The following is a 14,038-nucleotide window of genomic DNA, read 5'->3' on the forward strand; positions in this document are numbered from 1 at the left end:
CTGTGTCTTTTTGTGACTTAATTGTTTTGTGACTCATAAAACTCTTTGACTAAATCCACGGTATGTGCACTTCCGCCGCGATCTTCAACTCCTTCAATCACCATTGAAAGAACGAATTCTGGATTCTCCTGATCATAGCTAACAAAAATTCCGTTTTGGACTCCTGAAGTGTCCTCAAAACTTGTTTTCAATTCCGCTGTACCTGTTTTACCTGCGATCGATCTTCCTTCTAAATTAACACCTGTAGCACTTCCATCAGTTACTACCTTCCTCAAATTATTTTGTAATAAGGAAGCTTGATCTGCTGTAATCATTTCATCCATCCATACTTTTGACTCTTGGTCGAGTAAGAGTGTTGGACTCATAAGAACGCCGTCGTTTACTATGCCACCATAGAGAGATGATAAATGAACAAAATTAATCAACATTTGTCCCTGACCGTATGAAGTGTCAGCTAATAAGACTTCATTATCCAACTCTCCATCATTTGAAATCTGAGATGTCGTAACAGGGTATTCAAAAGGTAACGATTCTGAGAAGCCTAATTCAGTCATTTGTTCCTCAAAGGTATCTGCACCAATATCTACTCCTAACATTGCAAAGTAAATGTTGTCTGAGTAAGTGATGGCACGTTCTAAATTGATTTCTGAATGGGGGTTACTGACTCTCGTTACTTCGTAATTCCCCCATGAATCGTTGTTTTGCCATTTATCAGATTCGATTGTTTTCATCTCATCCGGATCCAATTTACCGGTACGGAAACCAATTGTTGATGTAATCAATTTCATTGCTGATCCTGGTGAATAAGTAGAAGAAAAACGATTGATCAAGGGGCTTCCTTCATCTTCTGAAATCTCTTGGTATCTCGAACTAGTCATTCCAAGCACGAACTCATTAGGATCAAAAGCTGGAAAACTAAGTAAGGACATCACTTGACCGTTTGTAGGATTCAAAGAAACAGCTGTACCTCTTTCCTCTTGTACCAAGTTATAGAGACGTTCTTGTAACCCCATATCAATGGTGATTTGTATAGATTCACCAGAAGTAGAATCGTCTGCAACTACAGTTTCTTCAGCCCCATCAGGCTTTATCAAGAAAATTTCAGCGCCCTCTTCCCCTCTTAATTGGTCTTCGTAGAGTTGCTCTAGTCCTCTCTTACCAATAACATCGTCCGAATCATACCCTTCTCCTTCTAAATCTTCCAACTCTTCTTGTGAAACCGGGCCGACATAGCCAGTCAAATGACCCGCAACTTTACCGTAAGGATAGACCCGACCAACTGAGACCTGTGAAGTAACCCCACTAATACTTGTGGCATCATCTACAACAGATTCATCTTCCAGCATGAGTTTTTTGATTGGTACGAAATAATGATCTTGAACCCAGCTTTGGTTGTACTTATTTTGAATGTATTCCTCTGAAACACCCAAAATTGAAGCTAATTCAGGCAATGTACTCTCATCGAAGTTTTCTAATACGACACCAACTTCAAACACTTCCCCGTTAGTCGCTAGTAAGTTCCCATTTCTGTCTATAATTTCACCGCGTTGTGCTTCATTAATTCTGTACCTCACTTCATCTTCATCCTGTAGGTTAGGTAAAATGAATGAAGTATCCCATTCTAACTTCCATATCGCATCTTCTGGTGAAGGTTCCCCTCCATCTTCAGTACTTGGAAAGACTTTTTCCAAATCGATATGTTTTTGATAGTCAATTGGGCCTGCAAGAGTTTCAAATGAAATTTGGATTGGGATTTCATACGATTCCATCGTTTCTAACGTTTCTTGATCCAACTCTTCTCTATTATTAATAGAGATATCCAACTTATCTACTTCAAGGACTTCATAGAGGTGTTCATACCTTTCAACAAAATCCTCACGCGAAAAATCGGATAATGTCCTATTTGTTAAATGATCTTCAAACATTGTCTCAAATTTTTGTTCTTCCCAAAGCGAAATATACTCTTCGGTTTTATCATATGGATTTGCAAACTCTGGTTCGTCCTCCTCCTCAGGAGAACAAGCAACAAACAATATTGAAATAAGAACCAATACTAAAATTTTCTTCAAAAATATTCCCCCCTAGAGATTAACCAGTTATATCCATTGTACTATATTTTCTCTTTAGATAAACAATGAAAAACACTAGCAATCCAATACCAACAACATTACTAATTACATGAGGGTAAATTAATAATAATCCTATTACGATAGAGGCAAGTCTTTCTTTACTACTAAATTCAACCTTATAATAACCGACTGCCCCGATACATAATGCGGTCAATCCGACAATAACTGTCAGTAATACCCATAGAATTGATAAAGGATTCGCTGGTTCTATGAATAATAATTCAGGATAAATAATGAACAGATAAGGAATTGTTAATGCCGGTAGTACAATTTTTGACGCAAATATACTGGTCTGGGTCGGTGTCGCCCCTGAGATCCTCGCAGATGTATATGATGCAAGTGCAGCTGGGGACATGATGTCTGAATATAAAGCAAAGTAGAAAACAAATAAGTGTGCTCCAATACTCGGTTCCCCAGTCAAAGTAATAATGGGAGCTGCCAAAGCAGCGACTAATACGTATTTAGCTGCAGCGGGCATCCCCATACCTAAAATAATGGAAAGAACCATCGTAATGAACAAGGTGAGTAAAGTAAGATCTTGAGTAATAAAAGAAATACCATTACTCAACTTGTTAGCTAAACCAGTTTGTACAGTAATACCTACGATGATGCCTACGACAGCAAGCGCAATTATTACAGTCAATGCGTTCCTAGCACCGTCAATGCATGCAACGACCATTTCCTTTAAACCGAATGCACGATTATGATCGACCAAATCATTGATGAAACCAACTATTATAGTAGCAAAAATAGAAATCATCATCACTTCTACTATAGGTTGTTCTAGTAAGAGTAGTATGAAAAATACTATTAAAGGTGCTAAAACATATGATTTTTTCAATAACTGCATAGAACCCATTGCGTCATGTTCTCCAGTATCACTTACACCCATTTTTTTAACTTGGAGATGGATAATGATGAAGACACTTAAAAAGAATAACAAGGATGGGATCAGACTTGCTTTGAATACTTCTGCCAGAGTCACCCCACCTATCCATTCAACAATTATGAATGCACTTGCCCCGAGGACAGGTGGCATGATTTGAGAACCCGTAGAAGCAGCAGCTTCCACAGAACTTGCAAATTCTCTTTTATAGCCTTTCTTAATCATTGACGGGATGGAATGAGATCCAGACTTAATTACATTGGAAGTAGAGCTCCAACTCAACGTACCCATGAACATACTTGATAAGATAGCAGATTTCGCTTCTCCTCCAGTAGTTCTACTTGTGATTGTATCTGCAAGACGAATGAAATAATCGCCTACTCCAACTTTCAGAAGAAACGCAGTAAAAATAAAGAATAAAAATATATCGGTGGATGCCACCTTGATTGGTAATCCCAACATACCATCAGTTGTAAAAAACATGATCCTAATCAATGTATCGACATTGAGCCCACCATGGTGAAAAATACCCGGTAAGTAATCACCGATAATGGCATAGATCAAGAATGCCGTTACGACATAAACCATCGTCCACCCAAAAATTCTACGACTTGCTTCTATGACCAGCAGTACTGCAATGCCTCCGATTAACAAATCCAGAGACTCTAAAAATATACCTTTACTGATCAACTCTTTATAATAAATCGCCCAATAAATTCCCACCACGACACTAAGGCCAGCTAATGCTATGTTTAAAAGCACTATGGAAGCTTTTAAAGAGAATTTTTGTTGATGATAAAATTTGACCGGTATCAATAAATAGATTAAAAAGAGAGCGAACCCTAAATGAAGAGAACGCTGTATGTGCGGTGGTGGCGGTAAAAATATGGTCGAATAAATTTGATACAATGTAAAAATTCCAAGAACAAATGCGATTAATAAACGTAAGGACCCTGTAGGCTTTTCAAATTCTGAATCATTAGCTTCTAACGGTTTTCTTGGAATGTGATGAGTATTATTTATCAATAAACTCATCCCCTTTTTGAAATTGTTTTCTTACTGTCTATATTCCTTTAAAATATTTTGGAGTTTAAGAGCAAGAGTTAAATCTCCATCAACTTTGATCTTACCCATCATAAAAGCTGAAGTAGCATTTAGTGTTCCATCAATCAGCTCTTCAAGGTGTTTACCCTTCAATCTCAATGTGCAATCAGTATTTTCAATTAATTCCTCCAAAAGTTCTACACGATTTTGTTCGAATTTAACACTATAGTTTTCTTCTTGATCTTTAATTTCAAATCCATAAAACGCATTTAGACTTGATAAGTGTGTAGGATTTGAATTCATAGCTTCTACTAAACGTGTTAGTTTTTCATGAATGGACATATCTCTCCCCCTAAAAATAAATACTTATTCTAATATATCAAAAATCCTCTGCATTGTACGAAATGTTTTCTTTAAAGAATTCAAGGGTATAATATTTTTATTATCAGTAATTTCAAGAGAGGTGATATCAATGCTTTGGACGATTGTAGCCATTATATTAGTAATTTGGTTAATTGGGTTTTTATTAGACGTTGCAGGAGGTCTAATTCACTTACTATTACTCATCGCTGGTATTGTATTTATCTTCCAATTAATTAGTGGTAAACGAAAACTTTAGATGAAAGGTCCCTAGTTCGCTGTAACGGGTTCAGTAACGGGAGAGAAAACAATAAATAACACACTAAAAAGGAGTGCAATTCGCATAGCGTTTCGTACTCCTTTTTTTATTGATATAACAACATTTATCTGTTTTTAACACCCAGATTGACACAGTAATTAGCAACCCTTTTAACAGATGTACATAAATTTATGTACAGTGTACATTTAAGGTGTGAAAACAAGTGTTAAAAGCTATGTTAATTCAAATATGATATGGGATGCCAATAATGAGTTGTTCTATTTTTTTGGAAAGGTTTTCTGAAATTTCATGTTAAAATATAGATAGAAAAACAGAATGTGCTTATTCAACTAACGAAGCAGTTTAGTTCAACAGCAATATTTTGAAACTAATAAAGTTTTAACTCGTCTAATTCGATAAACAGATTTAAATTATGGAGGGGGTAAAATTGTGAGGGGATATTTAATACTCGTATTTATAATACTTTTACCAATGTTAATTGCCTGTCAACAAGTGAGAGAAGGAGATGTCACGGTCAATCAAGGTGGAGAAATAAGCAATTTAAATGAATTTAATAACTTCATTGAAAATGTTGAAAATGAAGATAAAGACACAGTACGCATAGTAAGATATACTACTGAAGGGGACCCTATATTCCTTACTTTAGAGTATAACGGAGAAGATATTAAATACACTTATGATAATTCACAAGATGAATATGCAGGTTCTGATAAAGGAGAAAAAAGCACAACTTGTGCAAATCTTGAAAGTAGCAACACTGAAGATGGAATTGAGTACCATTTAAGCGACTGCTCCTCTGATTTTGGAAATTACTTTAACTTTAAAATCCCAAAATAAATTTCTCGCTATATTAAAAACAAAAAGTGTTTACTCCACTAACGGGTGCTTTAGTTGAAGAAGGAAATTAAATATCACGTTAAAAAAACGCTCAGAATATTTTCTGAGCGTTTTAGTTTGCTATTTATAATGCGAAATGGGGTGCGAAATGTACACAAATTATTGTGTTATTTCTAATGTTATTAGCAGTTTTCTCTCCCAAAACTGAACCCGTTAAGTTCGCTGGGGACTCTTTTTAATTTGAGTGCTCTTTCATTTATTATTGATAGAAAGATTGATATAATACGATTTCAATCTTATACATATAAAGAGGTGTATCCCATGACAAATAACAATAAATCTGTTGCGACCTTTGCAGGAGGGTGCTTTTGGTGTATGGTCAAACCATTCGACCAGTGGGAAGGCGTGTACTCTGTAATTTCAGGCTATACTGGTGGTGAAATAAAAAATCCATCTTATGAACAGATAAAAACAGGAAATACTGGACACCGTGAATCCGTACAAATCACTTACGACCCTGAAAGAATCAGTTATGAAACAATCCTTGATCTATATTGGACGCAAATAGACCCGACCGATCCAGATGGTCAGTTCCAAGACCGAGGTCCACAATATCAAACAGCCATTTTTTATCATGATGAAGATCAGAGAATGCTCGCTGAAAAAAGCAAAGAAGAACTACAAAAAAGTGACCGTTTCAATCAACCGATTGTTACTGAAATATTGGAAGCATCAGACTTCTACCCTGCTGAAGAATATCATCAAGACTTTTATATAAAGAATCCAGAAGAATATAAAAAAGACCGTGAACAATCTGGCAGAGACGAGTTCATTGAAAGGAACTGGAAGTAAAAAAGCAATAATTTATGTAAATGGAGCACCTAACAATCGTTCAGGTGCTTGTTTTATGTAGATGATTACATTTCTGAAAGACTCTGATTAAAGTTCAATGTTGATATTGGGTTCAAAAATACCCTCCCATTAGAATGTAAGATTTGTTTAATAATACTGACCTTCTAAACATTACTCTACTAATTTTAGAGTGATTTCTTCTTTCCGTTTAGTGTTCTGTTCCCCTTCTCTCCATTCAAATATAACGAAAATATCGTAACCCATTTCGTTTAAATTCCAAAACCTGTAATTTCCAAAAGACATCTCCACTGTATCGTTGTTGGAAAGTTCCCCAGTATTTTTTGATACCATCGCTCTATCACCGTTATTATCCATTTTAATCACGGAAGATCTTATATCATTTTCCCCTATGTAGGTAAAAATCGCATTTGCCTCTTCATAAATACCATTTGTTTCTTGAGCTAACTCACCATTAAGTGTTACCAACCATTTTTTCGATTCACCTTCGAAAGTAAACCCCCGTTGGCTACCTTCACTTGTACAACCAGATAATATGAAAACAATAAACGTAAATAACATTATAACTTTGACCTTCATATTATATTCCTCCTAAGAAACTCGACCCTTACTTAATATATATTCAATTGTCTAATATTCTTACTCATACAGTTGTTGTATTTAATGTTGATAAAGAAAAATGGAGAGACTCCTAAAAAAAGTAGCCCAATTAAGAGGTACAGATCATTGTACTCTCAAAACTGTGCTACTTTTTTATGGACTTTCTATGCTAAATAATCGTCGAACCAACCTGTTATATGGTTGAGACGCTCAATTCTCAAATTAGGTTTTCCTGTTCTGGATAAGTTGTGATCCGACTCTGGGAATCGAACAAACTTGGTTTGCTTTTTCTGATATTTGAGAGCGATATATAACTGTTCTGCTTGTTCTACTGGACAGCGGAAATCTCGTTCGTTATGAATAATTAGTAAAGGTGTCTGCATTTGATCCACATATGCAATCGGTGAATGCTTCCACATTTTTTCAACATCATTGAACTTCGCTTGGATTTGCCAGTCTGTAAAGTAGTATCCAATATCACTCACACCTCTGAAGCTGATCCAGTTTGATATGCTTCGTTGTGTGACGGCTGCTTTAAAGCGGTTTGTATGGCCAATGATCCAGTTAGTCATGAACCCACCATAACTTCCTCCGGTCACACCTAAGCGATTTTCATCAATCCAAGGATTTTGCTCTAGGATATAATCCACGCCGTTCATTATATCCAAGTAGTCTCCGTTACCATAATCCCCTCTAACAGCATCTACGAATTCTTGACCATAACTATGACTTCCTCTTGGGTTCACATACAATACAGCATAGCCTTTAGCTGCGATAACTTGCATTTCATGGAAAAACGTATTTGCATAAAATGCGTGTGGTCCCCCGTGGATATTAACAACCATTGGGTACTTTTCTCCATCTTTGTATCCCGCAGGCTTCATAAACCAACCGTGAACCTTCCATCCATCTTTGCTTGTATATTCAATCGTTTCTGGTTCGACTAGATCAACAGAATCTAAATATTCCTCATTGACATTTGATACTTGTGTCAACTCTCCATTTGTAACATCTAAAGTATAAATTTCACTTGGATTTGTTAATGTACTTATAGTAAGTACAGCTTTTTGACCTGAAGCCAGATCGAAACCATTTATATGCAGATTGTCTTGAAGTGCTGGATAGAGTTCACCATCAAGGTTGCCATAATATAAGTGCACACTCCCTTGATTTGATACTGGGAAGTAGAAATCTTTATCACTGCTCCATACTGCTCCTTGGAGAACAGTTTGTTGTAAGAAGTCTCCTACTACATAATCACCCACTGGTGCATCAAGTGACTCAGTCAGACAAGTAGTAATCTTGTTATCCAAGTCATAATGATAAAGTTCTGCATGAGTAGCATTCTCATATTCTCTTCCCATATGAACAAATAATAAATGTTTTCCATCTGGAGATTGGGTGAATGATGAAGCATACCCCTCATCCGTAGGTAGCTCCTCAGATGTTTTATCTTCTAAGTTATAAAAGTAAATGTTCTGGTTGAAATTGAAGTCTTGGTCTCTTTTCTCATCTGTTGAATAAATAAATTTCTTACCATCGGATAACCAAGTTTGGAAAATATAATTCTTTTCACCCTGTAATAGAACCTCAGATTCCTCAGACTCTAAGTCCAACAACTTGATTTGTTGGAACTTCACTTCAAGCAACCCGGCGCTGTCAGCTTTATATTTCATGCGTTCGATAACAGTCGGCTTCGGAAAGTCTTTATCATCTTCATCCTTCTCTTCTTCTTCATCATTAGATTGTAATTTTTCAAGAGTAATAGAAGATTGATATGCGAGCTTATTGCCATTTGGCGAAAAGGCTGCTTGACTTATTCCTGAGTCCTCGTCAGTCACCTGCTTAGCTTCTCCACCGAAACGCGGAAGAATGAAAGCTTGATTCTTCTCTTCTCTATTTGATAGGAAAAGAATCTTATTACCATCTGCTGACCACCTAGGTTGAGTGACGGTTTCCTTACCGAATGTTAATTGTTGGGTTTCATTTGATTCTAGGTTTAAAAGAAATAAATTAGAAATGTACTTATTTTTCTTTTCGTCTATAGTCGTTTGAATAAAAAGAGCTTCTTTACCATTTGGTGATACTCTTGGATCCGTAACGGATTTCAGTTCGAAAAGGTCATCAGTTTTTGTAAATCGTTTAGTAGACATAGTTTCCTCCTAGAATTTCTTTTAATAGATTGAAAGAATATAATTTTGACTTCCAGCTTTAATAACTGAAAGAATTTCCTGAATTTATAAACTTTTGAAGTTATAAATTATAAGTTGAAGCAAATCTTTAAAATTGTCAAATAATTATAACTAAAAAACAAAGCGCCTCGACCATTAGTCAATTGACGCTTTATTGGATACTTCCTGTAAAAGGTTCCGGTACTTAGCAATTAATTCATCATTTTCAAAGAAAGATTTCTTAGACTGTATTAACCTGGTTTGTTCCTCTAAAATTTCTTCATATGCTTCTGATATTGACTTTTCGAACTTCTGTTCATATGCTTTAATGAAAATCTCTTCAAAGAGCTGAGTCATATCTTTCACTTCACTATCAATCAGCTGGCTTAATTGTTCAAATAAGTCTTTTATTTCTTGATTTTCGAAAAAACTTTTCTTGTCTTTGAATACGCTAGCTACCTGAGTTAATTTTTCCTCATTTAAATTGGAGAAAATCTTAGGTGGCTCAATCGAGTCAACTTCTTCTGCTTCGAAATAAAATGCAGAGAAACTCGTGTTTTGTTCAACATAAGAATTTGCATCCTCAACAAACGATTTTTTAGCCCGATTGAAAGTAGCATCTAACAGAATATTGGTTGATTGGAACTCATTACTTAAGTTTTGTTCCAATTTAATAATCATCTGTTTGATCGCTTGTCTTACTTCAGTTCTACCTTTTTTGCCATTGGATTCGATGGTCGCAGGATTGATGGATTCCTTCATATAATCAGTTAACTGAATAAGTGTACGTTCATGAACGTAGTGATTCAACTCTTTAGTTTGTTGATGGATTTCATTGAAATAAACAGTCAAATCTACTGATTCGTACCACTCTTTAAATCTAGCTTGATCATTTTTCATTTCATTGAGAATTTCTGCTTGTCTTTCTTTATCTTGAGTGGACTCCTCAAGAATTTTTTTCAAGAAGCTTTTCAACTTATCCATTTCAAACCGGATTCTTGAGGTAAGCAACATTTTTGCATCGTTTTGAATAAAGTCATCAAATCTATTAAAGAATGGCACTTGATTGGATTTCTTCTCCCCACTCAATAACTGCTTACTAGAAACCGGATATACTGCAGGATTTGTAATTTGGTATTGATTCAATTGTTGTTCTAAATAAGTTTGAACCTGCTTAAGTTCTTCGTCTGATTCTGCTAAATCGGCCGCATTCAAGATAAAGAACATCTTATCCATTGAAAAGCTGTTCTGTACTCTTCCTAATCGAAGTAAAAATTCCCTATCAGCTCTGGCAAATGCGTGATTATAGTAATTGACGTAAATAATGAGATCTGAGTGCTTTACATAGTGCATGGAAACATTCGTATGTCTCGCATGGACAGAATCAGCACCAGGTGTATCAACAAGTGTTACACCTTGTCTCGTCAGTTCGCAGTCGTAGTAAAGCTCAATTTCTTCAACAAAACAAGAAACAGTTTCATCCGTTACGTATGTTGAGTAATTCTGTATATTTACTTGAATCTCTTCACCTAAACGTTCTTTTGAACGAGAATATCCCTGGAAGAATGCATTCACATATGAAGCTTCAGATTTAGATAACTTATCTTCAAGTTTGTGCCATTTCTTCTGTAAGAACCGATACATTCCAACAAGACTGTCAGATGGCTGATCCTTAACAGGTTCTAATATCTTCTCAAGCTGCTGTTGCATTACTTCCTCTGACTTGAAAGATACGATAACTTCTTTATGAGAATGATCAATATTGGGCGGACAGATCTTATTTATGGCTGCAGTAGTCGGGTTTGGAGACACAGGTAATAGTTCTTCCCCAATCCAAGCGTTAGCAAATGAAGATTTACCTGCACTGAATGCCCCAAATAAAGCAACAGTGAACTCCATTTGTTCATATTGATTAATCTTCTGATCGATTGTTTCATAAAAATGACTTAGTTGCTCCGTTGATTTCATTTGATCTTTAAGGTAACGAGCTTGTTGCACAAGAGCGTCAGGGTCCCTATTGCCAGAGAGTTCCTCCCTCTCCCCTTGACTTTGCTTAGTAAACTCGTCTTTCGGTTGTTTACTGTTTTCTAAAATATAATTCAGATCAACTTGTTTATACTCACTGTTAATTCGCTCAATGTAAGTATTAATTTCTTTTTCTTCAGTAGCCTTAGTATCGAATGTCAGATCGTTTAATCGATCTAAAAACTCTTCTTTTTGTCGCGTGTTTTGATCGATTGTCTCAGCTTTACCAATTTTACTCCGGATTTCATTTAGAACAGTCTTGCGCTCTTCAATTTGAGACTCCAACTGCAAGCCGAGTTGATCGCCGATTTTCTTAATTACTGGACTAAGATCATTTTTGATTTCTCGAACACAGTATTGTTGCAAGTCTTGTGTGAAACGCAGGACATAATCAGAATTAATCTCAGCTGACGGATTTAAAACGGTTTTTAAATCTGCTCCATTCAGGGAAAATTTAAAATCTTGAATTTCCTGGACGATTACTGAGTCTTTAATCACATATTCTTTTATGTAGCCCATGAAGAATTCACGAATGTGCCAAACCATTTCTGACTGGATCCGTTCATTGATCTTATTAAGAAATTGAGACTCACGGAGTTCTTTTTCCTCTTCAGTCTTTTTCTTCGAAGTGAATAAAGAGCCGACTTTAAATTTGTGGTGATTCGACTCCAACCATTTTTCGGCAAGCTCTCTTGTATCGAATGTCATCAAATAAGCATTCTGTAATAAATTCGAGACTTCGGAATGCATTTTCTTGGCAGCTGATTTTTTGAATTCCTCTAATTCCTCAATGGCACTCAAAATTTCCTGCTCTTCAGTTTTAAGTGTGTCTAATGATACCTCAAAAGAATACTCCTCAACTTCAAAACGAGTATCTACGTATTCACTAATACACTTCTTAACTTCGTGTTGAGTTCTTTTATCAATAATAGCTCTTTTATTTGCCATTACTGAATCCAACTTTGAAATTAAGTCATTTACTTCATTTCTAGGGTGATCGTCACTTTTTAAAGTAGTAAAATAGATCGAATCTGGCTTCAAGCCCCACTCATCACAACTGTCGTATAGTGCTTGTTTATATACCTCGAATGGAAGCTCACTTTCATTATGTTTATCCACCTGGTTAACTACGATTGTGTAAGGCACTTGATTATCTTCTAGCCTACTTAAAAATTCAAAATTGATTTCCGATTGCACATGGTTATAGTCCATAATGTAAACGAAATAATCGATTAAATGAATACTAGCTAATGTGCGATCGTATTCTTCGTCATCAGAAGAATCAATGCCTGGTGTATCCATGAATGATACATTTTCATCCAATCGTTTCAATGGTTTTTGGATGGTCACTGTACGGACATCTTGACCATTTTTTGAGAGTGCATGTATTTGATCCACATGTAAATGATCCTGTTCAATATAATTTCCATCATTCAGCTGGTACCTTACTAATTCATCACCACTTGAAATTTCTACGATATTTGCACTTGTCGGTATTGGACTCGATGGAAGTAATTGCTCTCCTAGTAAATAGTTGATCATAGAAGATTTACCTGCAGAAAAATGACCTGTAAACCCGATGGTCATCTTATCGTCCGACCATTTTTGATATATTTGGGCGATCTTATGCAAAGTACTTTCATCACTTTGTTTATTCAGTTCTTTATAAAGGTTATTGAAATTGATCGTTTCTTTTTTTACAGTAGTAGCCATTATAATCTTCCAATCTGAATGTTTCTAAATCTATCGCTCAAATGTTTCATCGAAAACAGCACGATTTTTCCCATTTTCTTTTGCATAATAAAGGTTACGGTCAGCGCGTTTGAGCATAGATTGTTTTGTATCAGTTGATTGATATTTAGTCACACCATAACTCAATGTAATCTGGTAATCTTTTAACTCAGGAATCATTTGAACACTTTGTTCGAAATGTTGGTTCCAATTTTTGATTTGTTTTTCTAAAGCTGACTTTTCCGTTTCAAATAAAATGATCGAGAATTCTTCTCCTCCGTAGCGGAAACAATATCCTTGGCTTTTAGGTAGATTCGTTTTAAATGTATTTCCTAATGTATATAACACTTGGTCACCTAGTGTGTGTCCAAATCGATCATTAACTTGTTTAAAATCATCAATATCAATCATCATCATTGAAATATTTTTTTGAGTTGAAGTAAGTTTTTCCAATGTGTTCTGAAAAGAACGGTGGTTATATAAATCAGTTACATAATCCTTTAACGATTGATCTTGATAATTCATTTTATCTTGATAGTGAAGTCGTTCGCGATAAGCAAGAACGCCTGCAAAAAAACCGATAATTATGAAAAACATCGTATTGAATGCGAACTCCCACACTAGTGAAAACTGATAAAATTGCTCGAGGCCTATTCCGATTGCTGCATATCCAAGCGCTGACGCTACAATAGAAAAAGATAAGCCCTTTACACTCCAATAGATTGTAGCATGCATAATTAGCAGAAAAACAACTGGAACAAAAGGACTCTCGATACCACCTGAAAGTGCAATCAGCCACATAATAGCTATGTAATCACAAATTATTCCGAACTTCATAATGTTTCGCTGAATACGTTCACGCTTCAATCTGAAAAACAAAAAAACTTGCGTCATGAACATATAGCAAAAAGCAAATACAATCAAATAGAAAAATGTATTGGTATTAAAGTTCAACTGACTAGAAAAAGGTTCCAAGTAGAATAATGCTGCTGAAATAGCTAAAAAGAGCCAACGGATAATCGAAAATAGCTGCTCTGTTTGAAAATCGTTCATATATATCTTTGTCATATGTCTTCTCCCTTGATTGTGAAAAATAAGTTTCATG

10 protein-coding genes are annotated in these 14,038 nt (G+C 35.6%); 3 read left to right on the forward strand and 7 right to left on the reverse strand.

What is annotated here, in order from left to right; genetic code table 11:
* Nucleotides 1-17: 17 nt before the first annotated feature.
* From CEY16_RS03230 to CEY16_RS03240, 3 genes are read right to left on the reverse strand one after another with little or no spacing between them, the layout of a single operon-like run.
* Nucleotides 18-2,069 (reverse strand): penicillin-binding transpeptidase domain-containing protein, encoded by a 2,052-nt coding sequence (locus CEY16_RS03230; protein ID WP_101330525.1) that lies wholly within the window; start codon nt 2,067-2,069, stop codon nt 18-20.
* A gap of 19 nt (nt 2,070-2,088) precedes the next feature.
* Nucleotides 2,089-4,041 (reverse strand): TRAP transporter permease, encoded by a 1,953-nt coding sequence (locus tag CEY16_RS03235; protein ID WP_162297832.1) that lies wholly within the window; start codon nt 4,039-4,041, stop codon nt 2,089-2,091.
* A gap of 30 nt (nt 4,042-4,071) precedes the next feature.
* The gene (locus CEY16_RS03240) at nt 4,072-4,401 is read right to left on the reverse strand and encodes an SCP2 sterol-binding domain-containing protein (protein ID WP_101330527.1); all 330 of its coding nucleotides are present in this window, start codon (nt 4,399-4,401) and stop codon (nt 4,072-4,074) included.
* A gap of 130 nt (nt 4,402-4,531) precedes the next feature.
* Between CEY16_RS03240 and CEY16_RS15015 the strand changes: the two genes are divergently transcribed.
* The 3 genes from CEY16_RS15015 to msrA all read left to right on the forward strand — a co-directional run bounded on the left by CEY16_RS15015 (nt 4,532) and on the right by msrA (nt 6,388).
* Nucleotides 4,532-4,678 carry a lmo0937 family membrane protein gene (locus tag CEY16_RS15015; RefSeq protein WP_143484586.1) on the forward strand — a complete coding sequence of 49 codons (147 nt, stop codon included), beginning with the start codon at nt 4,532-4,534 and terminating at the stop codon, nt 4,676-4,678.
* Between the two features lie 450 nt (nt 4,679-5,128).
* Nucleotides 5,129-5,536, forward strand: a complete 408-nt coding sequence (locus CEY16_RS03245) for a DUF4362 domain-containing protein (RefSeq protein WP_238378745.1) — start codon at nt 5,129-5,131, stop codon at nt 5,534-5,536.
* A 321-nt stretch (nt 5,537-5,857) separates the two neighbouring features.
* Nucleotides 5,858-6,388 carry a peptide-methionine (S)-S-oxide reductase MsrA gene (gene msrA, locus CEY16_RS03250; protein ID WP_101330528.1) on the forward strand — a complete coding sequence of 177 codons (531 nt, stop codon included), beginning with the start codon at nt 5,858-5,860 and terminating at the stop codon, nt 6,386-6,388.
* A 171-nt stretch (nt 6,389-6,559) separates the two neighbouring features.
* Here msrA and CEY16_RS03255 read toward each other — a convergent pair whose 3' ends face one another.
* The 4 genes from CEY16_RS03255 to CEY16_RS03270 all read right to left on the reverse strand — a co-directional run bounded on the left by CEY16_RS03255 (nt 6,560) and on the right by CEY16_RS03270 (nt 14,001).
* Nucleotides 6,560-6,985 carry a hypothetical protein gene (locus CEY16_RS03255; protein ID WP_101330529.1) on the reverse strand — a complete coding sequence of 142 codons (426 nt, stop codon included), beginning with the start codon at nt 6,983-6,985 and terminating at the stop codon, nt 6,560-6,562.
* Nucleotides 6,986-7,170: 185 nt separating this feature from the next.
* Nucleotides 7,171-9,159: a S9 family peptidase gene (locus tag CEY16_RS03260; RefSeq protein WP_101330530.1), complete on the reverse strand. Its 1,989-nt coding sequence runs from the start codon at nt 9,157-9,159 to the stop codon at nt 7,171-7,173.
* Between the two features lie 174 nt (nt 9,160-9,333).
* Entirely contained in the window at nt 9,334-12,915 is a 3,582-nt protein-coding gene (locus CEY16_RS03265; protein ID WP_101330531.1) for a dynamin family protein, read from the reverse strand.
* 30 nt (nt 12,916-12,945) lie between these two features.
* Nucleotides 12,946-14,001 (reverse strand): GGDEF domain-containing protein, encoded by a 1,056-nt coding sequence (locus tag CEY16_RS03270; RefSeq protein WP_162297833.1) that lies wholly within the window; start codon nt 13,999-14,001, stop codon nt 12,946-12,948.
* Nucleotides 14,002-14,038 lie beyond the last annotated feature (37 nt).

The sequence above is a fragment of the Halalkalibacillus sediminis genome, from assembly GCF_002844535.1.
GTDB lineage: Bacteria > Bacillota > Bacilli > Bacillales > Alkalibacillaceae > Halalkalibacillus_A > Halalkalibacillus_A sediminis.

Bases quoted from the DNA above. Each gene is read 5' to 3' on its own strand.
- CEY16_RS03270 (WP_162297833.1), bottom strand. From the start codon at position 14,001: ATGACAAAGATATATATGAACGATTTTCAAACAGAGCAGCTATTTTCG.
- CEY16_RS15015 (WP_143484586.1), top strand. From the start codon at position 4,532: ATGCTTTGGACGATTGTAGCCATTATATTAGTAATTTGGTTAATTGGG.
- CEY16_RS03255 (WP_101330529.1), bottom strand. From the start codon at position 6,985: ATGAAGGTCAAAGTTATAATGTTATTTACGTTTATTGTTTTCATATTA.
- CEY16_RS03260 (WP_101330530.1), bottom strand. From the start codon at position 9,159: ATGTCTACTAAACGATTTACAAAAACTGATGACCTTTTCGAACTGAAA.
- msrA (WP_101330528.1), top strand. From the start codon at position 5,858: ATGACAAATAACAATAAATCTGTTGCGACCTTTGCAGGAGGGTGCTTT.
- CEY16_RS03240 (WP_101330527.1), bottom strand. From the start codon at position 4,401: ATGTCCATTCATGAAAAACTAACACGTTTAGTAGAAGCTATGAATTCA.
- CEY16_RS03265 (WP_101330531.1), bottom strand. From the start codon at position 12,915: ATGGCTACTACTGTAAAAAAAGAAACGATCAATTTCAATAACCTTTAT.